20 protein-coding genes and 1 pseudogene are annotated in these 22,950 nt (G+C 69.9%); 7 read left to right on the forward strand and 14 right to left on the reverse strand.

Annotated features, from left to right (window positions below):
• Positions 1 to 501: 501 nt before the first annotated feature.
• The 3 genes from rfbC to AB0L95_RS20930 all read right to left on the reverse strand — a co-directional run bounded on the left by rfbC (position 502) and on the right by AB0L95_RS20930 (position 4,240).
• Entirely contained in the window at positions 502 to 1,101 is a 600-nt protein-coding gene (gene rfbC, locus AB0L95_RS20920; RefSeq protein ID WP_365163339.1) for a dTDP-4-dehydrorhamnose 3,5-epimerase, read from the reverse strand.
• Between the two features lie 158 nt (positions 1,102 to 1,259).
• Positions 1,260 to 2,198: a glucose-1-phosphate thymidylyltransferase RfbA gene (gene rfbA / locus AB0L95_RS20925; protein WP_365163340.1), complete on the reverse strand. Its 939-nt coding sequence runs from the start codon at positions 2,196 to 2,198 to the stop codon at positions 1,260 to 1,262.
• Positions 2,199 to 2,416: 218 nt separating this feature from the next.
• Positions 2,417 to 4,240, reverse strand: a complete 1,824-nt coding sequence (locus tag AB0L95_RS20930; protein ID WP_365163341.1) for a phosphoenolpyruvate carboxykinase (GTP) — start codon at positions 4,238 to 4,240, stop codon at positions 2,417 to 2,419.
• Positions 4,241 to 4,548: 308 nt separating this feature from the next.
• Here AB0L95_RS20930 and AB0L95_RS20935 point away from each other — a divergent pair, with 308 nt between their 5' ends.
• Together AB0L95_RS20935 and AB0L95_RS20940 are read left to right on the forward strand one after the other, a co-directional pair.
• Positions 4,549 to 5,262 carry a hemolysin III family protein gene (locus AB0L95_RS20935; RefSeq protein WP_365163342.1) on the forward strand — a complete coding sequence of 238 codons (714 nt, stop codon included), beginning with the start codon at positions 4,549 to 4,551 and terminating at the stop codon, positions 5,260 to 5,262.
• 187 nt (positions 5,263 to 5,449) lie between these two features.
• Positions 5,450 to 6,181 carry a Mut7-C RNAse domain-containing protein gene (locus AB0L95_RS20940; protein ID WP_365163343.1) on the forward strand — a complete coding sequence of 244 codons (732 nt, stop codon included), beginning with the start codon at positions 5,450 to 5,452 and terminating at the stop codon, positions 6,179 to 6,181.
• An 11-nt stretch (positions 6,182 to 6,192) separates the two neighbouring features.
• On the opposite strand, the gene AB0L95_RS20945 is transcribed toward AB0L95_RS20940, so the two are convergent.
• From AB0L95_RS20945 to AB0L95_RS20970, 6 genes are all read right to left on the reverse strand, one after another.
• On the reverse strand, positions 6,193 to 6,321 hold the full coding sequence (locus tag AB0L95_RS20945; protein ID WP_365163344.1) for a hypothetical protein: 129 nt from the start codon (positions 6,319 to 6,321) through the stop codon (positions 6,193 to 6,195).
• Positions 6,322 to 6,413: 92 nt separating this feature from the next.
• Positions 6,414 to 8,768, reverse strand: coding sequence for a galactose oxidase-like domain-containing protein (locus AB0L95_RS20950; RefSeq protein ID WP_365163452.1), 2,355 nt, complete (start codon positions 8,766 to 8,768; stop codon positions 6,414 to 6,416).
• 77 nt (positions 8,769 to 8,845) lie between these two features.
• On the reverse strand, positions 8,846 to 10,090 hold the full coding sequence (locus AB0L95_RS20955) for a glycosyltransferase family 2 protein (protein WP_365163346.1): 1,245 nt from the start codon (positions 10,088 to 10,090) through the stop codon (positions 8,846 to 8,848).
• Positions 10,087 to 11,730: a phospholipid carrier-dependent glycosyltransferase gene (locus tag AB0L95_RS20960; RefSeq protein ID WP_365163348.1), complete on the reverse strand. Its 1,644-nt coding sequence runs from the start codon at positions 11,728 to 11,730 to the stop codon at positions 10,087 to 10,089. The genes AB0L95_RS20955 and AB0L95_RS20960 overlap by 4 nt, the downstream gene beginning before the upstream one ends.
• Positions 11,727 to 13,004 (reverse strand): glycosyltransferase, encoded by a 1,278-nt coding sequence (locus AB0L95_RS20965; RefSeq protein WP_365163350.1) that lies wholly within the window; start codon positions 13,002 to 13,004, stop codon positions 11,727 to 11,729. The genes AB0L95_RS20960 and AB0L95_RS20965 overlap by 4 nt, the downstream gene beginning before the upstream one ends.
• A gap of 206 nt (positions 13,005 to 13,210) precedes the next feature.
• A complete protein-coding gene (locus tag AB0L95_RS20970) occupies positions 13,211 to 15,238 on the reverse strand; it encodes a thioredoxin domain-containing protein (RefSeq protein ID WP_365163351.1) in 2,028 nt (675 codons plus the stop codon).
• 427 nt (positions 15,239 to 15,665) lie between these two features.
• On the opposite strand from AB0L95_RS20970, the gene AB0L95_RS20975 reads away from it, so the two are divergent.
• A complete protein-coding gene (locus tag AB0L95_RS20975) occupies positions 15,666 to 16,274 on the forward strand; it encodes an alpha/beta fold hydrolase (protein ID WP_365163454.1) in 609 nt (202 codons plus the stop codon).
• Positions 16,275 to 16,380: 106 nt separating this feature from the next.
• On the opposite strand, the gene AB0L95_RS20980 is transcribed toward AB0L95_RS20975, so the two are convergent.
• Positions 16,381 to 16,968: a TetR/AcrR family transcriptional regulator gene (locus AB0L95_RS20980; RefSeq protein WP_365163353.1), complete on the reverse strand. Its 588-nt coding sequence runs from the start codon at positions 16,966 to 16,968 to the stop codon at positions 16,381 to 16,383.
• 29 nt (positions 16,969 to 16,997) lie between these two features.
• Positions 16,998 to 17,113, reverse strand: a pseudogene (locus AB0L95_RS20985) (IS701 family transposase); the annotation flags it as partial.
• 294 nt (positions 17,114 to 17,407) lie between these two features.
• Between AB0L95_RS20985 and AB0L95_RS20990 the strand changes: the two are divergent.
• On the forward strand, positions 17,408 to 17,893 hold the full coding sequence (locus tag AB0L95_RS20990) for a peroxiredoxin (RefSeq protein WP_365163355.1): 486 nt from the start codon (positions 17,408 to 17,410) through the stop codon (positions 17,891 to 17,893).
• Between the two features lie 511 nt (positions 17,894 to 18,404).
• On the opposite strand, the gene AB0L95_RS20995 is transcribed toward AB0L95_RS20990, so the two are convergent.
• Together AB0L95_RS20995 and mca are read right to left on the reverse strand one after the other, a co-directional pair.
• Positions 18,405 to 18,662: a hypothetical protein gene (locus AB0L95_RS20995; RefSeq protein WP_365163357.1), complete on the reverse strand. Its 258-nt coding sequence runs from the start codon at positions 18,660 to 18,662 to the stop codon at positions 18,405 to 18,407.
• Between the two features lie 12 nt (positions 18,663 to 18,674).
• Complete coding sequence (gene mca, locus AB0L95_RS21000) at positions 18,675 to 19,547, reverse strand: mycothiol conjugate amidase Mca (RefSeq protein ID WP_365163359.1); 873 nt, start codon at positions 19,545 to 19,547, stop codon at positions 18,675 to 18,677.
• A 156-nt stretch (positions 19,548 to 19,703) separates the two neighbouring features.
• Between mca and AB0L95_RS21005 the strand changes: the two genes are divergently transcribed.
• Both AB0L95_RS21005 and greA read left to right on the forward strand, forming a co-directional pair.
• Positions 19,704 to 20,102 (forward strand): DUF4307 domain-containing protein, encoded by a 399-nt coding sequence (locus tag AB0L95_RS21005; RefSeq protein ID WP_365163361.1) that lies wholly within the window; start codon positions 19,704 to 19,706, stop codon positions 20,100 to 20,102.
• Positions 20,103 to 20,268: 166 nt separating this feature from the next.
• Positions 20,269 to 20,766 carry a transcription elongation factor GreA gene (greA, locus tag AB0L95_RS21010; RefSeq protein WP_365163363.1) on the forward strand — a complete coding sequence of 166 codons (498 nt, stop codon included), beginning with the start codon at positions 20,269 to 20,271 and terminating at the stop codon, positions 20,764 to 20,766.
• Positions 20,767 to 20,953: 187 nt separating this feature from the next.
• On the opposite strand, the gene ilvA is transcribed toward greA, so the two are convergent.
• On the reverse strand, positions 20,954 to 22,183 hold the full coding sequence (gene ilvA, locus AB0L95_RS21015; RefSeq protein ID WP_365163364.1) for a threonine ammonia-lyase: 1,230 nt from the start codon (positions 22,181 to 22,183) through the stop codon (positions 20,954 to 20,956).
• 200 nt (positions 22,184 to 22,383) lie between these two features.
• Between ilvA and AB0L95_RS21020 the strand changes: the two genes are divergently transcribed.
• Complete coding sequence (locus tag AB0L95_RS21020; RefSeq protein WP_365163366.1) at positions 22,384 to 22,890, forward strand: MarR family transcriptional regulator; 507 nt, start codon at positions 22,384 to 22,386, stop codon at positions 22,888 to 22,890.
• Positions 22,891 to 22,950 lie beyond the last annotated feature (60 nt).

The raw sequence follows: 22,950 nt of genomic DNA on the forward strand, positions 1-22,950 counted from the left end.
CCTGCGGGCCGCGGTCGCCGTCCCGGCCGCGCGATCCCTGCGGCCCACGGTCCCCGCGGTCGTGATCGCCGTGACCGCCGTTGATGCCCTTCACCATGCTCTTACCGTGGTGAGCACTCACGGCTCCGTGGGGGCCGGGCAGCCCCACACTGCTCGCTGCGCCGGACCGGTGGATCGCGTCGGCGACGGCCACCGCGCTCGGAGCGATGTTCAGCACGACGGCAAGCGCGCCGACCGAGACCATCGTGGCGGATTTCACGCGTGAACTTCGGGTAGTTCTACGGCTCACTGAGAACCTTCCTCACGAAACGTGGAGTGACCACACCCGTGAGTGCACGTACTGGGGCACTCACGTTGCCCGTGGCCACGGACGCAGCACACTGTTTCACTCTCCGTCACGAGTTGACTGCATGTCACTCCGTGTCACCGGCCAAGATCACCCACGCGGCTGCCATGAACGCGTCCGCGCCGTGACATGCCGGGGAACGCCTCCCGGTCGACTCAGGCGCTGTTCACCAGACTTCCGCGATACGCCTCGCACGCCTCGAAGGACGGCAGCAGGCCCTGCCGCTCGGCCTCCTCCAACGTGGGTGCCGCGGCGTCCTTGTCGGACAGGAGCGGTACGACGTCCTCGGGCCAGGCGATGCCCAGGGCCGGATCGAGCGGGTTGATCCCGTACTCCTGCTGCGGGGCATAGGGCTGCGAACACAGATAGACCACGGTGGAGTTGTTCTCCAACGCGATGAAGGCGTGGCCCAGCCCCTCCGAGAGATAGAGGCAGCGGTGGGTGGTGTCGTCGAGCCGGACCGCCTCCCAGGCCCCGAAGGTCGGGGAGCCGGTGCGGACGTCGACGACCACGTCGAGGACGGCACCGCTGACACAGGTGACGTACTTGGCCTGGCCGGGCGGGACCGCCGCGTAGTGGACACCGCGCAGCGTGCCGCGCGCGGAGCGGGAGCAGTTGGCCTGGGCGAGCCCGAATCCCTGGCCGGTGGAGCCCTGGAACGTTTCTCCCTTGAACCACTCGTGGAATCTGCCCCTGTCGTCCGTGAACACCCTGGGTGTGTCCGCCCAGGCCCCTTCGATGCCAAGTGGTCGCACGCGCCTGCTTCCTTCCACCGCGCCGCTGTTGTCGTGGGTCACCGTGTCCGTGTGCGCCTTCGGGACGTCCCGTCCCCGCGCGCCCTCGGGGCATCCCGCCCGCGTGTGCCTTCGGGGCACCCGCCCGTATGTGTCTTCGGGACATTTGCCGCGGGACTTTAGAGTTCGGGTCCCATCGACAGCAGTTCCGCGGGCCGCGATCCGGGCTCCCGCCGGGGCGGGACCACACAGCCGTATTCGTCCAGCAGCCCCAGCAGATAGCTGCCGTATCCGCTCTTGAGCAGCGGCTGGGCCAGTTCGCGGAGCCGGTCGTCGTCGATCAGGCCGGCCCGCCAGACGGCCTCCTCGACACAGCCGACCTTGAAGCCCTGGCGCTCCTCGATCACCCGCACGAACTCCGAGGCCTGGACCAGGGACGTGAAGGTGCCGGTGTCCAGCCATGCGGTGCCCCGGTCGAGCCGGGTGACTTGGAGCGTTCCGGCGTCGAGATAGACACGGTTGAGGTCGGTGATCTCCAACTCGCCCCGGGCGCTGGGGCGCAGACCGCGGGCGATGTCCACGACGTGGCGGTCGTAGAAGTACAGTCCGGGCACGGCGTACCGGGAGCGCGGCCGGGCCGGCTTCTCCTCGATGGACAGGGCCCTCCCCTGGTCGTCGAACTCGACGACGCCGTAGGCGCAGGGGTTGGCGACCGGGTACGCGAACACCCTGCCGCCGGCCAGATCGTCATGGCGGGCCAGCCGGGTGCCGAGGCCGCTTCCGTGGAAGATGTTGTCGCCGAGGATCAGGGCGACCGGCTCGCCGTCGAGGAAGTCGGCGCCCAGTACAAAGGCCTGCGCGATGCCCTCCGGGCGTTCCTGGACGAGATATTCCAGCCGCAGGCCGAGTTGACGGCCGTCGCCGAGCAACCGGCGGAATTGGCACTGGTCTTCGGGCGTGGTGATGACCAGGATCTCCCGGACCCCCGCCATCACGAGTGTGGAAAGCGGGTAATAGACCATGGGCTTGTCGAAGACCGGAAGAAGCTGCTTCGACACCGAGCGGGTCAACGGCCACAGCCGCGAGCCGGTGCCCCCGGCCAACAGGATTCCGCGCATGGCATCACCATAGGTGAATTGCCCATGCCTGCCCGTTTTTTACGGTATTCACGGTGTGTACGGGAAGAGAGACGCACCGGGCCGGGGCCCGCATCCGTACGCCGTTGTACGGATGCGGGCCCCGGCCCGGTGCACTGCGGTGCTGGCACCGCGGCCGGCCTTCGTGACGACTTCGCAGGTCAGGGCTAGTCGGACCGGCCGCGGAGTTCTCGGGGGCTTCAGCCCAGGCGCTGCACCAGCGCGCGGTACTGGTCCCACAGCTCCTTCGGCGTGTGGTCACCGAAGGTGTTGAGGTGCTCGGGCACCAGCGCCGCTTCCTCGCGCCACACGTCCTTGTCGACGGTGAGCAGGAAGTCGAGGTCGGACTCCGACAGCTCCAGGCCGTGCGTGTCCAGCGCCTCCTTCGTCGGCAGGATGCCGATCGGGGTCTCGACGCCCTCGGCCTTGCCCTCCAGACGCTCGACGATCCACTTCAGGACGCGGCTGTTCTCGCCGAAGCCGGGCCAGACGAACTTGCCCTCGTCGTTCTTGCGGAACCAGTTGACGTAGTAGATCTTCGGCAGCTTCGCCTGGTCCTTGCCCTTGGCCACATCGACCCAGTGGCCCATGTAGTCGCCCATGTTGTAGCCGCAGAACGGCAGCATGGCGAACGGGTCGCGGCGCAGCTCGCCGACCTTGCCCTCGGCCGCGGCGGTCTTCTCGGAGGCGACGTTCGCACCGAGGAACACACCGTGGTTCCAGTCGAAGGACTCCGTCACCAGCGGCACCGCGCTGGCGCGGCGGCCGCCGAAGAGGATCGCCGAGATCGGCACACCCTTCGGGTCCTCCCACTCGGGCGCGATGATCGGGCACTGCGAGGCGGGGACGGTGAAGCGGGCGTTGGGGTGGGCGGCCGGGGTCCCGGACTCCGGCGTCCAGTCGTTGCCCTTCCAGTCGGTGAGATGGGCCGGAGTCTCCTCCGTCATACCCTCCCACCAGATGTCGTTGTCGTCGGTCAGCGCGACGTTGGTGAAGACGGAGTTGCCCCACAGCGTCTTCATCGCATTGGCGTTGGTGTGCTCACCGGTACCGGGCGCGACACCGAAGAAACCGGCCTCGGGGTTGATCGCGTACAGCTGGCCGTCCTTGCCGAACCGCATCCACGCGATGTCGTCGCCGATCGTCTCGACCGTCCAGCCGGAGATCGTCGGCTCCAGCATGGCGAGGTTCGTCTTGCCGCAGGCGCTCGGGAAGGCCGCCGCGACATACTTCGAGCCGCCGTGCGGGGGCGTCAGCTTCAGGATCAGCATGTGCTCGGCGAGCCAGCCCTCGTCGCGCGCCATCACGGAGGCGATGCGCAGCGCGTAGCACTTCTTGCCGAGCAGGGCGTTGCCGCCGTAGCCGGAACCGTAGGACCAGATCTCGCGGCTCTCGGGGAAGTGCGAGATGTACTTGGTCTGGTTGCAGGGCCAGGGGACGTCCTTCTGGCCGGGCTCCAGCGGGGCACCCAGGGTGTGGACGGCCTTGACGAAGAAGCCCTCGGAGCCGAGTTCGTCCAGGACCGTCTGCCCCATGCGCGTCATCGTGCGCATGGAGACGGCCACGTACGCGGAGTCCGTGATCTCGACGCCGATCGCGGAGAGCGGCGAGCCCAGCGGGCCCATGCAGAACGGCACGACGTACATCGTGCGGCCACGCATGGAACCGCGGAACAGGCCCTTCTCACCCTGGAAGATCTCCCGCATCTCGGCGGGCGCCTTCCAGTGGTTGGTCGGGCCGGCGTCCTGCTCGCGCTCGGAGCATATGAAGGTCCGGTCCTCGACCCGTGCGACATCGGTCGGGTCGGAGGCCGCGTAGTAGGAGTTCGGGCGCTTGATCGGGTCGAGCTTCTTGAACGTGCCCTTGCGGACAAGTTCCTCGCACAGGCGCTCGTATTCGGCCTCGGATCCGTCACACCAGACCACGCTGTCCGGCTGCGTCAGTTCGGTGATCTCGTTGACCCACGAGATCAGGTCCTTGTGCTGGGTGGGGACGGTTGAGGGAGCCGCGATGTCGCGCGCCACGATCGCTCCTAGATGAGGGGTTTTCTGTTGGTTGCCCCGTGGGGGCTGCGACCCGGATGCTTCGTAGCCGCTCATCCGGTGCCGACCGCACTCATTTGATCATCCGACGAGATTGCGCATCTGTCCAGAGGGCGTCACAGCTGAGCGGAGTGAGGATCGCCACGTGTCCCCGCGTTTCTTCGCGTGCGCGCAGGATTCGGCAAAAAGATTTTTTGCGTTGACGCGACCTCCCCACAGGGCGGGCAGCCCGGGTGATAACGGTCGCACTTTGATCCACAACTTACGGTTCCGTAGGTACGATGCGGCGCATGACTGCGTCCGTCCCCGACGCGCCCACGGACTCGCCGGCAGCCGGCCGCGGTCCCGTTGCGCTCCCCCTGCCCCATCCGGTCAAGCCGAAGCTGCGCGGGTGGCTGCACCTCGCCATGTTCCCGGCCGTCCTCATCGCAGGCCTGGTGCTCACGGCCCTCGCGGACTCGACCCGAGGCCGAATCGCCTGCGGCATCTACGTTCTGACGGCCTGTCTGCTCTTCGGCGTCAGCGCGCTCTACCACCGCGGCAACTGGGGCCCGCGCATGGACGGCGTACTGCGCCGGCTCGACCATGCCAACATCTTCCTGATCATCGCGGGCACCTACACCCCCCTGACCCTGCTGCTTCTGCCGGGCGCCAAGGGCCAGTGGCTGCTGTGGGGCATCTGGGCCGCGGCGGCGGCCGGCATAGTCTTCCGCGTCTTCTGGGTCGGCGCCCCCCGCTGGCTCTACACCCCCTGCTACATCGCGATGGGCTGGGCCGCGGTCTTCTTCCTCCCCGACTTCATGCGCACGGGCGGGATCGCCGTCCTGGTGCTCGTGATCGTCGGCGGACTGCTCTACAGCGCGGGCGGTGTGATCTACGGAATCAAGCGACCGAACCCCTCGCCCCGCTGGTTCGGCTTCCACGAGGTCTTCCACTCGCTCACCCTCGCGGCGTTCGTCGTGCACTACGTGGGGATCTCCCTGGTGGCGTACCAGCACGCGTAGGCCCGTCCCCCCGGCCTTCACCGCCCCGCCCCGCCCCACCCCGACGGCCACGGCTCCCGAGCCGTGGCCGTTCGCCGTCTCATGACAGTCGCTGTCTTTCGACGCTCGCTCTCACTTCGGAGCGGTCACGGCCCTCGGCCCCTAAACCCGCAGGCCCCGGACCGGTCCCGCATGTCATCCTGAGCCGGTGAACGGACCCGAGATCCACGTCGAGTTCGCCCCCGAACTGGGGCTCTTCGTCCCGCACGCTCGGCGCGGACGCGCCACCACGGTCGTCACCGACGGCGCCTCCACCCTCGGCCATGTCGTCGAGTCGCTGGGCGTGCCGCTGACCGAGGTCGGGGCGCTCCTCGTGAACGGCCGCGCCTTGCCCTTCTCCCATGTCCCGGCGGCGGGCGAGCGGGTCGAGGTGTGCCCCGTGGAGCGCCCCCAGCAGGTGCCCGGGGCCCCGCTCCGCTTCCTGCTGGACGTCCACCTCGGCACCCTGGCCCGCCGGCTGCGGCTGCTCGGCGTGGACGCATCCTACGAATCGACGGACATCGGGGACCCGGCCCTCGCCGCCCGCTCGGCGGCCGAGCAGCGCGTCCTGCTCAGCCGCGACCGGGGGCTGCTGCGCCGCCGCGAACTGTGGGCGGGCGCCTTCGTCTACAGCACCCGGCCGGACGACCAACTCCGCGATGTGCTCGACCGGTTCGCGCCCGCGCTGCGGCCGTGGACACGGTGCACCGCCTGCAACGGCCTGCTCCGCGACGCCACCAAGGACGAGGTCGCCGACCAGCTCCAGCACGGCACGCGCCGCTCGTACGACGTCTTCGCGCTCTGCCGCACCTGCGGCCGCGCGTACTGGAAGGGCGCGCACCACGACCAGCTGGAGGCCATCGTGGAGCGCGCCCTGGCCGAGTTCCCGAGCCGGGCGTAGCCCCCTGGGGCCTACCGGAAGACGCAGATGGGGCGGCGGGCCCGGTCGGCACAGCTGCGGGCCGGGCGGCCGAGGATCCGCTCGACGTCGGGGCTGACGCGCTGCTCGGCGGGGTCGGCCCAGGCAGGACTACGACGCACTGCCGCCCCGCTAGGGGACGCCTCCCCCGTCACCGACCAGGCCCGCCGGCCCCCTCGCCGAGGCGAAGGCCGGCGGGCCGGTTCCGTACCGCCTAGCGGCCGTTCCTCACCTCGTCCTTCCCGCAGGCCACACCGTCCCCCTCCGGGTCGAGGCCGAGCGGGTCGTCCTTGCCGTTGACCGTGAGACGGCCGTAGTCGTTGCGCGCGAGCCAGGCGCAGCGCGCGGCTGTCGTCCGCTTCACCCCGGGCGGGAACACGGTCGGCACGCACACGTTGGGCGAGCCGTAGTGCCGGTCGCAGCCGGAGATCGTCGTGGGGACCTGCTGCGACGTGCGCTTCGGGCCGGCGCCGGTGGTCCTGCCCGCCGGGGCGTCGGCGAAGGAGTGGACATGGGCCGAAGGGGTGTCCGGGCTCAGGGCCGCCGGGCCCTGCAGATGGATCCACCGGGCCACCGACGGAACGCCGTTCGCGTCGACCGCGAAGAGCATGTACCAGCCGGGCGGCGCCAGATCGGGATTGCTCGTCACGTTCAGGTCGACGTTGCTGCCGTCCACCGACAGCGGCAGGTCCACGAACCGCTGGTTGGGGTCGGAGGAGTGGGTGACCGCCGCCGGGCGGATCAGTTCCGCCTTCGCGACGGGCCGGTCGACCGTGATGCGCTGTGTGGTGCCGTACGTCCACTCGTCGTCGATGACCGAGGTGATCGTCGGGCGGGTGCCCTTGAACAGATACGGCGGCGAGTAGATCGACACATTGTGGTTCCAGGTGCCGTTGCCCGGGTTGTCGCCGGTCGCCATCACCCGGCCGTCCGGCAGCAGAAAGGCCGAGGAGTGGTAGCCGCGGGCCTCGGGGTCGGCGGCCACCGGGTCGAAGGCTGAGGTGTCCGGGTCGAAGAGCGAGGACTCGTACACCGGGTTCGCGCGGTTGTGCAGGGCGCCGCCCGTCTCCAGCACCTTGCCGTCCGGCAGCAGGACCGCGGAGACATACATCTTGCCTTGATTGCCGGTCTCGGCGACCGGACCGCCCCCGAGGTCGACCGTGCCCTGCGGGAGCGGCGGCCCGGCGACGTACCGCGGGCCGGCCTGCTTGAGGTCGATGATGTCCGTCAGCCGGTTCGCGTCCGGGTTGGAGTCGATGTTGCCGCCGCCGATGGTCAGCACCTTCTGGTCCTGGGCCGGAGGCAGCAGCACACTCGCCGACTGGTCACGCTCGTCCTTGTTCTGCAGGCCCGGGACCTGCGTGATCGTGTTGGCGTCGTAGTCGTAGATCGCCGAACCGGTGCCCGGGATGTTGTTGCCGAAGACGTGGCTGCCCGAGTAGAAGAGGCGGCCGTCCTGCATCAGGATCATCGACGGGTACAGGCCCCAGTACGACCAGGTCTGGTTGACCTTCCACAGCGGCAGCCACTGCTGGTCCTTGTCCGACCAGTACTCCGTCGTCACCGAGCCGGTGGAGTCCTCGCGCAGCCCGCCGAAGGAGATGACGTCACCGTTGCCGAGTTCGGTCGCCGAGGGATACCAGTGGCCGTCGTTGAGATCGTTCGTCTTGGTGTACGTCTCGGTCTTCGGATCGAAGACGTACGAGTCCTTGAACCCCTCGTAGCCGTGTCCGCCCACGACCGGGTACGCCTTGTTGCCGCTCAGCACGAGCACCCGCCCGTCCTGCAGCTGTACGTGTCCCGCGCAGAACATGTCCTTCGGGGTGGGGATCACCTTGTACGAGCCGTTGGCGGGGTCGTACACCGCGCTGGTGAACGAGCCCGCCTCGAAGTTCTCCTCGCTGTTGCCTGAGCCCGCGATCAGCAGCACCTTGCCGTTGCTGAGGACCACGGAGTGCATGGAGCGGACGGGGTTCTGCGTGGGCAGCACCGACCAACTGCCGTCCGCGCACTGGTCCGTGGTCCCCGTGCACTGCGCGGGCGGCAGCGGGTCGGCGACCTGCTCCATCGTGTAGTCGTCGGTGGTCACGGACCCGGTGCCGTACACCGAGACTCCCCAGGTGATCAGGTCGGTCCCGGTCGGCACCTCGGGGGTGCGCACGCTCGCCCGGGCCCAGTCCGCGCTCAGGTCCAGCGTCTTGAGGTCGGTCCAGTACTGCCAGCCGGCCGTCGTGTCGTGCCGGAACAGGGTGACCGAGGTGTCGGGGGTGGTCGACCGGTACCAGAGCGAGAGGTCGTACTGCTTGCCCGGCGTGACCACGGGCGCGCAGCTCGCGGACTCGGTGATGAGCGCCTTGCGGTCGCCGTCGACGCGGCGGGTCAGCTCGACCTTCATGGCCCGGCTGCCCGTGTGGGCGTCGGTGGTGGTGGTGAAGGTGACGTCGTTGTCGCCCCAGCCGGACTTCTCCCAGCAGTACGGCATCCCGTCGGTGCCGGTGGTCTCGAAGCCGGGGTTCTTGACGAGGTTGGCGGCGGACGCGGGCTGCGGCGAGGTGAACAGCAGACCCATGGTCAGGCCGGTCACGGCGAGCAGCGCGGTGCCACGACCGCGCAGTACGCGAAGGGTACGGAGTCTTCGTACGGGCGTCACACGGTTCTCCCCACTGTGCGGCTCCCGCTCCCGGCGGGGTTCGGTTCGTCGGCGCCCGGGGCGCCCCGGCCCCCGGCGCCCTTGCTCCGGCGCGGCAGATAGACCAGCGCCTCTGTCCCCACGAAGCGCACCAGGAACGTCATCACCAGCGCCAGCGCGGTGGCCGGCAGCGCCCCCGTCCCGAACTCGTGCACGAGCAACGCGATCAGCGGGATGCGCAGCACCAGATCGGCGTTGGCGAGCAGCCCGAACCGGCCCACCCGGTCCCACCAGCGGCGGTGGCGGCGGCGCTCGCGGAACAGCAGGTGCTCCAGGAGCAGGAAGTTCCAGGCCACGCCGAGCTGGTTGGCGAGGATCTCCGCCGGCACGTAGTGCACACCGAGCCGGGTGAGCGCCCACAGGCCCACCAGGTTCGGTACGAAACCCGAGGCGCCGATCAGTCCGAAGGCGACCATGCGCGCGAGCGGCGAGGCGGTGCGCAGCCCGGCCAGATGGCGCACAAAGCGCAAGCCCTCCGTGGCGGTCGACTTGGACTCGCCCGCGAACCGGTCCTGGAAGACGAACGGCACCTCGGTGACCCGGCGCGGCCTGCTGCGCACGGCCAGCTCCAGCAGGATCTTGTAGCCGAGGGGCTTCAGGACGTCCGCGGTGACCGCGCTGCGGCGGACGGCGAAGAAGCCGCTCATCGGGTCGCTGATGCCGCGCAGTCTGCGCGGGAACAACGACTTGGTGAGCCAGGTCGCGCCGCGGGAGACGGCGATGCGGTAGCCGCCCGCGAGCCCGGCGCGGCTGCCGCCCTTCATATAGCGGGAGGCGACGACGAGCTGGGCGCCGGCCCGCTCCCCGGTGCCGACCAGCTCCGGTACCAGGGACGGCGGATGCTGCAGATCGCCGTCCATGACGACGATCCAGTCGGATCCGGCCGCCCGGATGCCCTCCACCACGGCCCCGCCGAGCCCGCCGGCCGGTTCGTCCCGGTGCAGCACGGTGACCGGGAACGGGCAGTCCTGCGCCGCACGGGAGATCACGTCGGGGGTGTCGTCGGTGGAGTCGTCGACAAAGACGACCTCGCAGGGCAGCCGGGCCGGTACCGACTCGGTGATCCGGCGCAGCAGTTCACGAATGTTGGCCGACTCGTTGAAGGTCGGTACGACGATGGTGACGGCGCCCGGTTCGGGCACCTCCGCCGCGCGTACGGCTGGATCGCCACGCTCGCCGGGGACGGTGGATTCCTGGCTCATCGCTCGCCTCCCGCGGCCCGGTCCACCTTGCGGATCTCGATCCGGTCGGGGCCGGTGCCGAAGGTGGCCACCGGGGCGGAGTGCTCGATCGCGGCCTTCACACCCGGCAGGTCGGCCGCGTCGCGCCGCACCGTCGGAGAGGCGGCCACATAGTCCAGGTCGCGCCAGCCGTGCGGCATCGTCCTGGTCACCGCGGGGTCCAGGTCGGCCTTGTAGAACCAGATGACGCCGAGCCCCGGCCGGTACCCGGCGTGCACGAGGTCCAGCCAGAGCGCGTCGTCGACGAGCACCCGGGTGTCCCTCGGATCCGTCACCTCGCTGGTGAGCCAGTGCGAGGCGGCCCGGTAGGGGGCGTTCGCGTCGGCGGTCACCGCGGTGCGGTCCCCGTCGTACCAGCGGGGCACCACATACGCCCCGGCGGCGGCCACCAGCAGCGCCGCCACGGCGTACCGCGCCCAGGTGACGTAGGACCGCTCGCTCCCGCCGCGCCGCCGGTGCAGCACCGCATGGGCGACGCTCGCGGCGGCGCCCGCCAGGACCAGGGCGAGGAACGGCAGGGCCTGGATGACGTACATCGCGGGCAGATAGCCGTTCGGCCGCATCGCGACCAGGGTGAGGATCGCGACGGCGAGCGCGGGTCCGGCCAGCGCCCGTGCGGTGACCGACCAGCGCCAGGTGAGCAGGAGCAGCAGCGCTCCGGCGAGACCGCCGAGCGGCAGGACCCGGTCGTAGTACAGCCAGGAGTGCAGCACACCGTACGAGCCGGAGCCCGGATCGAGGACGAATCCGGAACCGGCCCGGCCCATCTGGTAGGTGATGCCGTCCCACAGGGAGACATGGCCGGCTCCCGGCAGCAGCTCGCCCTTGAGCAGAGCGAAGAGCGGATACGCCAGCCCGATCAGGGTGCACGCCGTGACGGCGCCGGTGAGCGCGAACTTCCGGGTGTCACGGTGGCTGTGGCGCCACATGGTCAGGAAGACGGCGGGCAGGACGACGAGCATCGTCTCCTTGGTGAGGACGCCGGCCGCGGCGGCGAGTCCCGCGCCGAAGTGGTGCCACAGGTGACGGCTCGGGGACGCGGCGAGGGTGAACGCGAGAAGCGTCCACATCACCGCGATGTTGTCGAGGAAGATCTCCCGCTGGAGCACCACCGACAGCGGCGAGAGCCCGAACAGGACCATGGCGAGCCCCGCGGCCCAGGCGGGCAGCCTCAGCCGCCGGGCGAGGACGTACACGAGGACCGCGCTGACCCCGCTCACCAGCAGCATCGCCGGCCGCATGGCGCCGACCGTCATCAGCGAGGGGTCGATACGGGCGGGGAGCCAGGTCAGCAGGGCGATCTGGATCCAGCCGAGCGGCGGGTGGTCGTACCAGTAGGTGTAGTGGGCGAGCCCATGGCCGTTCTGTACGGCCCACGCCTGGGCGAGGTAGGTGCCCTCGTCGTCGCTGAGGGTGGGGTAGTCGGCGATGTTCCAGCCCTGCACGGTGAGGACCGCCGCGAGGAGCAGCCCGCACAGCACCAGATCCGGACGAGAGCTGCGGAAACGGAACGCGGGACGGAGGCCGGGAGCGGTTTCGGGGACACGGGTGTCCTGCGCGGGGACCTTGGTGCCGGTCACCGCGGGAAGAGTGGAGGTCACGCGGGAACGTCCTCTCGCGACTCGCGGAGCGGGCCGGTTGCGGTCAGATGCGCGCCGACATGGCTGGTCAGCTCCCAGTCGTTGCGGCCGCGCTGCTCGCGCCAGACGGCACGGAGGGCGGCGCCGGCCAGGAGCACCTGGTAGAAGGGACCGCCCACGATGAGCTTGACGTAGTGGACGAGGCGGACACGCAGCCCGTACTGGGTGCCGAAGTCGTGCAGCCCGACGACCTCGAAGACGAAGGTCACCACGGCGGTGACCAGCGGCAGGAAGGTGAGGAAGGCGACCCCGACCGGTACGTCGAGGAAGAGCGCGATCGCGGCGTTGAGCGGGATGACGACGCCGGAGAAGGCCTGCAGGAACGGTGTCATCAGGGTGTAGCGGGCGAGCATCCGCTGTCCGAGACCGGGAAGCTGCTTCCAGTCCTTCTTGCGGTAGACCTGTAAGAAGCCCTGGTTCCAGCGGGTGCGCTGTTTGAGCAGCGACATCAGCGAGCCGGGGGTCTCCTCCCGGGTCACCATGTCGGAGTCGTAGGCGACGACGACCTTCTTGCCGGCGCTGGACAGCCGTACCCCGAGGTCGCAGTCCTCCGCCAGACAGTCGGGATCCCATCCCCCGGCCTCCCTCAGCACATCCGTCCGTACGAAGACGGTGTTGCCGCCGAGCGGGATGAACCCCTTCTGCGCGTGCAGATGCAGCCGGGAGCGGAACCAGAAGAAGTACTCCAGGCAGTTGCGCAGGCTGTACCAGCTGGAGTGGAAGTTGATGAGCTGCACCCCGCCCTGCACGACGTCCGCGCCCGTGGTGCGGAACGCGTGGTCGACATGGGGGAGCAGCTCCGGATGGACCTGGTCCTCGGCGTCGAAGACCCCGACGACGTCGCCGCGGCAGTGCGGCAGCGCCGTGTTCATGGCTTTCGGCTTGTTCTTCTTCTCGTGTTGGTCGACGACGACTCGGACGCGTCCGTCGCGGGCCGCGGCCCTGCGGGCGACCTCGGTGGTCTCCGGGTCGTCGTGCCCCACGATCACGATGATCTCGAAGTCGGCGTGACCGGACTCCAGCAGCCGCTGGATGGTGTGGTCCAGCACGGCCTGTTCATGTCTCGCGGGCAGCAGCAGCGAGAACGACACATGCTCGGCGCCGTCCGGACTGCTGAACCGGGTGGAGGCGAGCACTTCGGGCGTGCGCCACGCGTGCATCTGCCACCACAGGGTGAAGGCCGCCATCCAGAACAGCGCCAGTGAGACGGCAGCGATAAAGACAGACGTCAGCACGGAAAGATCCCCCCAGATCCCCAGAACCCCCCTGTCGCGACAGCGCGTCACTCCTGTCGCTTGACCGTGGAGAGACTAGGCGGAAACTGTGAAGTCCATGAGCTCTTCCGATAAACAGCTTGTTTCGGAACGGTCCCCTCCTACAGGGACCTACCCGAACACCCGCCCAATTCCGACGTCTTGAACGATCCGCTCCGCGGGGCGTGTCAGCCGCTCAGCGCCCTGCGGAGCCGCTCGGGATCCGTGGTCGGGGCATCACAGGTGAAGTTACGGCAGACGTATGCGGTGGGCTCGCCGCCGACCAGCACCCGGTCGGCGAGAAGCGGGAACTCCTCGTCCCCCGGAGTGCCCACGGCCACCACCGCGCCCGGAGCGGTGCCCAGGAGCGCCGTGCGGTGCAGGGTCCTGGTCGCCGGGTCGTCGAGGGCCGGACCGGCGATCGCGACCTCGCGCGGCCCGTCGAGGAGTGCCTCCGCGACGGCGAGCCCCCAGCCGACGAACCGGGGCACCCGCGGGCCGAGCGTCCTGACCACGCCCAACGCCCGCTCCGCCGCGACACGATGGGGTTCGGAGCCGGTCTGGGCGGCGTACGACAGCAGGGCGCCGGCGGCGGCGGTCCAGCCGGACGGGGCGGCGTTGTCGGTGGGGTCCTGGGGGCGGCGGATGAGTTTCTCGGCGTCGGCGGCGGTGTCGTACAGCGCCCCGCCCGCATCGGTGAACTGCGTGAGCACCTGGCCGAGCAGCAGTCCGGCGAACTCCAGCCAGACGCCCTCACCGGTGACGGAGGCGAGTGCGAGGAAGCCCTCGGCGACGTCGGCGTAGTCCTCCAGCACACCCGCGTTGGCCCCCGCCCGGCCGTCCTTCGACGTACGGGCGAGCCGGGCGTGCTCGTCCATGTGCAGCCGGACCAGAAGGTCGGCCGCGCCGATCGCGGCGTCCACGAGATCCGGGCGGTCGAAGTACGCGCCGGTCTCCGCGAGGGCGGCCACGGCCAGGCCGTTCCAGGCGGCGACCACCTTGTCGTCACGGCCCGGGGCCGGACGCCCGGCCCGCGCCTCGAAGAGGCGGCGCCTGATCGACTCGACCCTCTCCGCGTCGACCACGCCCTCGCTCTGCGGGAGTTGGAGCACCGAGGCACCCTCCTCGAAGGTGCCTTCCTCCGTCACGCCGAAGTGCCGGGCCGCGAGTTCGGCGTCGTCCGGCCCGAGGACCTCGGCGAGCTGCGCGGGCGTCCACACATAGAAGGCGCCCTCGACGTGACGACCGTTTCCGTCGTCACTGTCGGCGTCGAGCGCGGAGGCGAACCCACCCTCGGCGGTGCGCAGTTCACGCACCAGGAAGTCGGCGGTCTCCAGGGCGACCCGGCGGGCGAGCCCGGATCCGGTGGCACGCCACAGGTGCGCGTACACCCGGCAGAGCAGGGCGTTGTCGTAGAGCATCTTCTCGAAGTGCGGCACGACCCAGTCGCGGTCCACGGAGTAGCGGGCGAAGCCGCCGCCGAGCTGGTCGTAGATGCCGCCGCGCGCCATGCGCTCACAGGTGTCCTGGGCCATCTGCAGGGCGCCCTCGGAGCCGGTGCGGGCATGGTGGCGCAGCAGGAACTCCAGGGCCATAGAAGGCGGGAACTTGGGGGCACCCCCGAAGCCGCCGCGCTGCGGGTCGTACTCCCGGGTGAGGCCGAGCAGGGCCTGCGCGAGCTCCCCCTCGCCGGGCACCTCGGTGTCGGCGTACGCGAACTCCCGCCCGGCGAGGTCCCGCACGATCTTCCCGGCGACCTCGGCCACCTCCTCCCGGCGGTCGGCCCACGCCTGCCGGACGCCCTGGAGGACCTGGCGGAAGGAGGGCATGCCGTGCCGGGGAGCGGGCGGGAAGTACGTGCCGAAGTAGAACGGCTCGGCGTCCGGGGTGAGGAAGACGGTCATGGGCCAGCCGCCCTGGCCGGTCGCCGCCTGGACGGCCTCCATGTACACGGCGTCGACGTCGGGACGTTCCTCACGGTCGACCTTGACGCTGACGAAGTGCTCGTTGAGATAGGCCGCGGTCTCCGGGTCCTCGAAGGACTCGTGCGCCATGACATGACACCAATGGCACGAAGAGTAACCGACCGACAGCAGTACGGGTACGTCGCGGCGCCGGGCCTCCTCCAACGCCTCGGTTCCCCACGGCCACCATTCGACCGGGTTGTCGGCGTGCTGGAGCAGGTAAGGCGACTGAGAGTCGGCCAGTCGGTTCATGCCGGCATCCTCATATCGGGAAAGCCCTCCCATCAACTACACGAGCAACGTGCCCGCGCCGCCGAGTACACGATATGCACGAAGCCGCGGACAACTCGAACCGTGGAGGCCATGAGCACTCAAGGGGAGGCCCCTGGCCGCCGTCGACCGGCCGGGATGTGACGAAGACATACCCACCCCTGATTGCCCCGGACAACGGCTCGGGCTACCGCCCCGAGAGTGGCCAGAACGTTCTACCCCCTAGGGTCGTGATGACCGGCGCCCACACGGCACACCGGCACGATCACGCTCATGCAGGGCTCCCCATGACCCCGCGCGGCCGGGAGGGACGGGCCGAGCGCTACCGGGCGCAGGACCCCCGGGCCATCGCCCCCGTCTTCAGGCCGACGGCCACACGGTCACCGCCCCCGCCACCCCGCTGCGCGGCCTGCACAGCGACGCCGCCTACCTGGCCGACCACCTCAAGACGATCCACGGCCCGATCATCCTGGTCGGCCACTCCTACGGCGGCGCCGTCATCACGACGCCGCCACCGGCAACCCGGACGTCAAGGCGCTCGTCCACATCGCCGCCCTCGCCCCGGACAAGGGCGAAACCGGCTTCGACCTCGTCACCAAGTTCCCCGGCAGCCACACCAGCGACGACCCCAACGCCTCCGTCCCGACCGCCTCCAACGCCGTTCCCTTCCCCCAGCCCGACGGCAGCACCGGCACCGACTTCCACCTCAAGCCCGAGAACTGCCGCGATGTGTTCCTCAGCGACCGGCTCAGCAAGGCCGAAGCCGCCGAACTCGCCGCCGCCCAGCGCCCCGTGGCCGCACAGGCCTTCGGCGAGCCGTCCGGCACCCGGCCTGGAAGGCCATCCCCTCCTGGTACCTCGTCGCCCGCGACGACCACGCCATCCCCCGGCCGCCGAAGAGTTCACGGCTTCGCGCGCGCACGCCCAGACCACCGAGGTCGACGCCCCGCACGCCGCCGCGCCGGCCAACCCCGGGTCGGTCACGAAGCTCGTGGAACAGGCCGCCACCGCCTCATAGCCCAACCCGCATCCGGCCTCCGCCCCCACCTGAACGGGCGGAGGCCGACGCACGTCCGCGCGGCTGTGGCACACGCAGGACGCGCCGAGAAGAGGGATGCGACGGTTCAGCCGACGGTCAGGAGGGAGGCGACGCCGTACACCAGGGTGGCCTTCGCCGTCTGCGGGTCATCGAGGTACCCGGCGACCATCGCCCCGTCTCGCATGGCCACCATGGCATTGGCCGACCGCTCGGGGTCCGCCGCGCCGACCTGCTCGAAGGCGTCCCGCAGGATCCGGTGGAACCATGCCCGGTGCGTCAGCACCGCCTGGTGGACCGCGCTCTCCCGCTCCGGGTACTCGGCGGCCGCATTGATGAACGGGCATCCGCGAAAGCCCGCGCCGCACAGTTCCTCTCCGATGCCGCGCGCCACTGCGTCGAGGATGGCCGAAGGGTCGCCGATCTCCTCCGCCGCGACGGCCATCCGGGCGCGGATCTGCTGATCCGTTGCCTCGAGGTACGCCCGCACCAGGTCGTCCTTGCCCTCGAAGTGCCGGTAGAAGGTGCCACGGGCGACATCGGCCTCCGCCATCACACGGTCCACACCGACCGCACGGATTCCCTCCGTGTAGAAGAGCCTGCTCGCCGTGCTCAACAGTCGTTCACGCGCTTCCGACCGGCGCTCCGGAGCGGGCTTGCTCTTCACCTTCGACACTCCGCCACTATACGGAACGTTCTCAGCACGCCGGTGTCCCCGGCGGCTTCGGCCAACGTCCACAGCCGTTCTCGCGTTCCACCCCGCTGAGCAATCCACGCAGGTGGGACACCATCCTCCGCCTCGGCTCCACCCGTCCGAAGCGCCCCCGCATCGCGCCACGAAGCCATCGGACGGATCTGACCCCTCGTCAGTCATGTCGTCCAGCACGAAGTGATCACCGACGTCACACACGCCACGGCACGAAGTGTCGTTGCAGTACCAGGACGCGCCGAGCGCGGGTGGTGCCGCACCGCATTCCGCCGGCGATGTGTCCTTGACGACAGTGGGCGGCGGGGTGCAACGCTTCCCAGAGAGACAGAACGTTCTATACAGTTATTCCGTCATGCGGCCCGACCGTACAGCCAGCGGGCCTCATCCCCTACGGAAGGATCCCGCCATGCCAGTGCCCGAGATCGGCGCCCCCGCCCCAGACTTCACGCTTCAGGGCGTCCTGCTCGGCGACGGCGGCACCGCCGAGCGCAGCCAGTACTCCCTGTCGGCACAGCGGGGAACCCCCGTCGTGCTCGCCTTCTACCCCGGCGACGGCTCCTCGGTCTGCACCAAGCAACTCTGCTCGTACACCTCCGACCTGGACCGCTTCCGCGACCTCGGGGCGACCGTGTGGGGAATCAACTTCAGCGACCTCGGCAGCCATGAGAGCTTCGCGCGCAAGCACGACCTGCGCTTCCCGCTGCTCGCTGACACCGACCGCTCGGTGGTGAAGGAATACGGGATCCAGCTGCCCGGTCTCGGCCTGAAGCGCTCGGTGTTCATCGTGGATGCCGATGGCGTCGTCCGCTGGAAGCACGTCGCCCGCATCGGACTGACCTACCAGGACAGCGAGACGATCACCAAGGAACTGGCGGCGCTCACTCGCCGCTGAACCACGAGGATTCCTGCCGAGTCGGCGGCGTACCGCCGACTCGGTCGCCACCGCGGCGAGCACTGCCACCGCCGTCACCGGTCGCGCGGCTGCGGCAGTGGCCCGAGAGCGCGGACGGCCCTCCTCGCGGCCGGCGTGCGCGAGCTGGATAACGGCACCGTGCCCTGGGAACCGGGTACGGAGTGCTCGCCGGTGAGGTGGCGGAGCTGTTCTCGAAAGAAGTCCGTTACACCGGCACCAGTCTCTGCTACCACCTGGCCGGCGCGGCCGGCGGTGGCTTCGGGCCGGCGATCGCGGCCTACGCATCGGCGGCCATGGAGCGGCCGGTTCGACACCTGACCGGGCGGCGGCTTCCCGGATGCGCCCCGCTCCCCCGCTCTCCCCCGGGGCCCGCCGGCCCGGAGAGACGCCGACCTACGGGCGCGCCCCGGCACGCCGAAACGGCCCGGCGGTGCCGACCGGACGAAAGCCGTTCACAGCACCGCGGGCCGGACAGGGAGGAAGCCGCGGATCAGCCCTGCTGGGCGTTGGGCGCGCCCTTGGCCGCGCCCTTCTTCGCGGCGCCCTCGCCGGAGGCGTCGTCCGCCTCCTTGAAGTCGACCTTGCCCATCTGCTTGCTCATGGACTTCATCAGACCCCACACGGCCAGCGCCATCGCCGCGAAGACGATGAAGCCGAGGACACCGGGGGTGACCTTGTTCTGGTCCACCTCGGCGAGGGGCACCAGATGCGTCACTGCCAGGCTCACGCTTGCGCTCATGACAGGCATTGTCCCTCAGGGCTAGCGGACGCCCGCAAAGAGGTCGTCCTCCGGGAGGGAGGTGTCCACGAGCGACTTCGCGAGCTCGTACTCCTCCGTCGGCCAGACCTCCTTCTGCAGCTCCATCGGAACGCGGAACCAGCCGCCGTCGGGGTCGATCTGCGTGGCGTGCGCGATCAGCGCCTTGTCACGGATCTCGAAGAAGTCCGCGCACGGGATGTGGGTGGTCAGGGTGCGCTCGGCGCGCTGGATCTCGTCCCACCGCTTCAGCCAGTCCCCGTAGGGCGACTCCAGGCCGCGGTCCAGCATCGCCTGGTGCAGCGCCTCGGTGCGCGGACGGTTGAAGCCCTGGTTGTAGTAGAGCTTCAGCGGCTGCCACGCCGGGCCGAACTCCGCCTCCGGGTACTTCTCGGTGTCGGCCGCGCCCTCGAAGGCCACCATCGAGATCTTGTGGGTCATGATGTGGTCGGGGTGCGGGTAACCGCCGTTCTCGTCGTATGTGGTGATCGCCTGCGGACGGAACGTGCGGATCTTGCGGACCAGCTCACCGGCCGCCTTGTCGACGTCCTCCAGGGCGAAGCAGCCCTCGGGCAGCGGGGGCAGCGGGTCGCCCTCCGGCAGGCCGGAGTCGACGAATCCGAGCCACTCCTGCTTGACGCCGAGGATCTCCCGCGCCTCGTCCATCTCCTTCTTGCGCACCTCGTGGATGTGCTCCTCGATGTACGTGTCGCCCTGGAGCTTCGGGTTGAGGATGGAGCCGCGTTCCCCGCCCGTGCAGGTCACCACCAGCACGTCCACCCCCTCGGACACGTACTTCGCCATGGTGGCCGCGCCCTTGCTCGACTCGTCGTCGGGGTGGGCGTGGACGGCCATCAGTCGCAGTTGGTCAGTCAAGACTCGATCCTCAGTAACTCGGCAAGTCGGCGCCCGTGTGAATCGGCGCTTCGGGCGGCTTCTATAGTGACCGAATCAGGGGGCGAATAATTCCGGGCCAGGTCCCGGAGAGCCCCTTCCGGGAGGTATGTCCCGGTTCCTGCCGAGAGGACGGTCATGAGTACGTCGAGCACCCGGCTGCCCGAGGGTCGCTACGGCCGCTCAGCGGACGAGCGCGCCGACCGCACACTCAAGATCGTCGGCAGCGTGCTGGGCGGACTGCTGCTCGTGCTCGTCGGCTGGTTCGGTTACCACTACGTGGTCCAGAACAAGATCAGTGCCGAGGTCATCACCTTCGACGCCTCGCACGACGCGGTCAAGATCCATCTTGAGGTCCACAAGGACGCGGACACCAACGGTTACTGCACCGTGCGCTCCCAGTCGGCGGACGGCACCGAGGTGGGCCGCGCGGACTTCCGGTTCGGCGGACACGCCACGCGCATCGACCAGGTGGTCACGCTCCGTACCACAGCTCCGGGCACCACGGCCGAACTGCTCGGCTGCCACGCGGGCTGACACGCCCCGGTCCACCCGCGCTGACCTGCCTTGTCGCAATTCTGATGGCTTATGTCCTCCCCCTTTTGCCGCTGAATTGTTAGGCTCGTGGTTTCGCCCATCTATGAAGGACCATTCTTCTGGGTAGGGCGATGCTTTGTATTCCCAGTACCGACGAGGAGCACCTGTGACCCAGACCAGCGAGAACGTCACCTGGCTGACCCAGGAGGCGTACAACCAGCTCAAGACCGAGCTGGAGTACCTTTCTGGTCCCGCGCGCTCGGAGATCGCCGCCAAGATCGCCGCCGCGCGCGAGGAGGGCGACCTGCGCGAGAACGGCGGGTACCACGCGGCCAAGGAGGAGCAGGGCAAGCAGGAGCTCCGTGTGCGCCAGCTGACCCAGCTCCTGGAGAACGCCAAGGTCGGCGAGGCCCCGGCGGCCGACGGCGCCGTCGCGCCCGGCATGGTCGTCACCATCGCCTTCGACGGTGACGAGGACGACACCCTGAGCTTCCTGCTGGCGTCCCGCGAGTACGCGAGCTCCGACATCGAGACCTACTCGCCGCAGTCCCCGCTGGGGACGGGCGTGATCGGCAAGAGGGTCGGCGAGGACGCAGAGTACGAGCTGCCCAACGGCAAGAAGGCTCTGGTGAAGATCCTGAAGGCCGAGCCGTACTCCGCCTGAGACCAGAACACGAGGAGACCCCGGTGCCGTGTCGGCGCCGGGGTCTCGTCATACGGCCGCCGGCCGCGTCCGGCGAAGGTCCCCACCATCAGTCGCGAGACGGCCGAGGACCATCTGCACCGCATCCACGGCAAGCTCGGGGTGCGCAGCCGTATCCAAGCCGCCAAGCTCGCCCGGCGAGCGGGCCTCAGTCGATGACCGTGTAGCCGGCGTCGCGCAGGGCTCGGCCGACCTCCGCGCAGTGTGCGGGGCCCTTCGTCTCCAGATGCAGCTCGACCTCCGCCTCCGTGATCCGGAGCCGGGGGTCGGTCCGCACATGGCTCACATCGAGGACGTTGGCGTCCGCCGCCGACAGCACCCCGAGCAGCATGGCCAGGACCCCCGGCCGGTCGGTCAGGCGCAGCCGGACGGCAAGATAGCGGCCCTGCGCGGCCATGCCGTGCCGCAGGACGCGCTGGAGCAGCACCGGGTCGACGTTGCCGCCGGACAGCACGGCCACCACCGGGCCCTCGACGTCGCCCAGACCGCTCAGCAGCGCCGCGACCGGGCTCGCGCCGGCCGGCTCGACGACCAGCTTGGCCCGCTCCAGGCACAGCAGCAGCGCGGCGGACAGCTGGTCCTCGGTGACCGTGCGGACCTCGTCCACCAGCTCACGGATGATCCCGAACGGCACATCGCCCGGCCGGCCGACCCTGATGCCGTCGGCCATCGTGTCCGGGTTCCCGATCGCCACGGGACGCCCGGCCGCCAGCGAGGGCGGATACGCCGCCGAGCCCGCCGCCTGCACACCGACGATCCGCACATCCGGCCTGAGCGCCTTCACCGCGACCGCGATACCGGCCGCGAGCCCGCCGCCGCCGACCCCGACGAGGATCGTGCGCACCTCCGGGCACTGCTCCAGGATCTCCAGGCCGACCGTGCCCTGGCCCGCGATGACGTCGGGGTGGTCGAAGGGGTGGATGAACACCGCACCCGTCTCGGCCGCGTACTCCTGCGCGGCGGCCAGCGTCTCGTCGACCACCTGGCCGTGCAGCCGCACCTCGGCGCCGTAGTCCTGCGTGGCGCTGATCTTCGGCAGCGGGGCGCCCTTCGGCATGAACACCGTGGCGCGCACGCCGAGCAGCGAGGACGCGAGGGCGACGCCCTGCGCATGGTTCCCGGCGCTCGCGGCCACCACCCCGGCGGCCCGCTCCTCGGGCAGCAGCCCCGCGATCCGTACATACGCGCCGCGCAGCTTGAACGAACCCGTCCGCTGGAGGTTCTCGCACTTGAGATGCACCGGCGCACCAACCATCTGGGACAGATGCCTGCTGCCCTCCATGGCGGTCACGCGTGCCACGCCCGAGAGCATCTTCTGGGCGCCCCGGACGTCGTCCAGCGTCACCATCGGCGAGGGGTCGGCCGTGCTGTAGCTCATGGTCACCAGTCTCGCAGTTCCTGCCCGCCCGGAGCGGGTGCGACCGCGAGCTGATCGGACTCCCATTTTGTTCGAAGCTCCGAGGCGCGAAACGGGTTTGCGCAGCGCCGGTACGGCCCGCGCCCCGGCCGCGTACCCTGTCCCCCAACCCAGCTCCCCACGCATGAAGTGAGCCCCCGGCCATGCCCACAACACCTGATATGTCGATGGACATGACGACCGTCGGTGATCCCGGTCTTCTGGACACGCTGCAGCACGAGGTCGCGGTGTTCGCACGCCGTGCCGAACAGACGCGGCTCGGCGGGGTGGGGCAGGTGCGCAACTCCATGGACCGCGCCGCGTACCTGCTGCTCAACCGCCTCGACAAGGAGGGGCCGATGGGCGTCAAGGCGCTCGCGGCGAGCATGGGCATCGACTCCTCGACGGTCACCCGGCAGGTGGCCCCGCTGGTCGACACCGGCCTGGTCAAGCGCACCTCGCACCCGGAGGACGGTCGCGCGGTGGTGCTCCAGCTCTCTCCGCGCGGGCTGTCGCGCCTGGAGGAAGTGCGTTCCTCCAGGCGCCAGTTGATGGCCGAACTGACGCACGACTGGACGCCGGAGGAGCGCGAGGCGTTCTGCGGCCTCCTCACCCGGTTCAACGTCGCCCTCTCCGCCCGGCAGTCCACCCAGGGGATCCCGGTGGCGGAGTCACGCGCGACGTCCTGAGCCTTCGGGACAGGCCCTACGTCAGCACGGCGACACGCGCGCGTACGGGACGCCCGGGCT

The organism is Streptomyces sp. NPDC052036, assembly GCF_040680495.1.
Lineage (GTDB): Bacteria > Actinomycetota > Actinomycetes > Streptomycetales > Streptomycetaceae > Streptomyces.

Excerpts from the sequence above, each read along its gene's own strand:
- AB0L95_RS20935 (WP_365163342.1), top strand. The coding sequence starts at position 4,549 with ATGACTGCGTCCGTCCCCGACGCGCCCACGGACTCGCCGGCAGCCGGC.
- rfbA (WP_365163340.1), bottom strand. The coding sequence starts at position 2,198 with ATGCGCGGAATCCTGTTGGCCGGGGGCACCGGCTCGCGGCTGTGGCCG.
- AB0L95_RS21005 (WP_365163361.1), top strand. The coding sequence starts at position 19,704 with ATGAGTACGTCGAGCACCCGGCTGCCCGAGGGTCGCTACGGCCGCTCA.
- AB0L95_RS20995 (WP_365163357.1), bottom strand. The coding sequence starts at position 18,662 with ATGCCTGTCATGAGCGCAAGCGTGAGCCTGGCAGTGACGCATCTGGTG.
- AB0L95_RS20970 (WP_365163351.1), bottom strand. The coding sequence starts at position 15,238 with ATGAACCGACTGGCCGACTCTCAGTCGCCTTACCTGCTCCAGCACGCC.
- AB0L95_RS20950 (WP_365163452.1), bottom strand. The coding sequence starts at position 8,768 with ATGGGTCTGCTGTTCACCTCGCCGCAGCCCGCGTCCGCCGCCAACCTC.
- AB0L95_RS20990 (WP_365163355.1), top strand. The coding sequence starts at position 17,408 with ATGCCAGTGCCCGAGATCGGCGCCCCCGCCCCAGACTTCACGCTTCAG.
- AB0L95_RS21020 (WP_365163366.1), top strand. The coding sequence starts at position 22,384 with ATGTCGATGGACATGACGACCGTCGGTGATCCCGGTCTTCTGGACACG.
- AB0L95_RS20955 (WP_365163346.1), bottom strand. The coding sequence starts at position 10,090 with ATGAGCCAGGAATCCACCGTCCCCGGCGAGCGTGGCGATCCAGCCGTA.
- ilvA (WP_365163364.1), bottom strand. The coding sequence starts at position 22,183 with ATGAGCTACAGCACGGCCGACCCCTCGCCGATGGTGACGCTGGACGAC.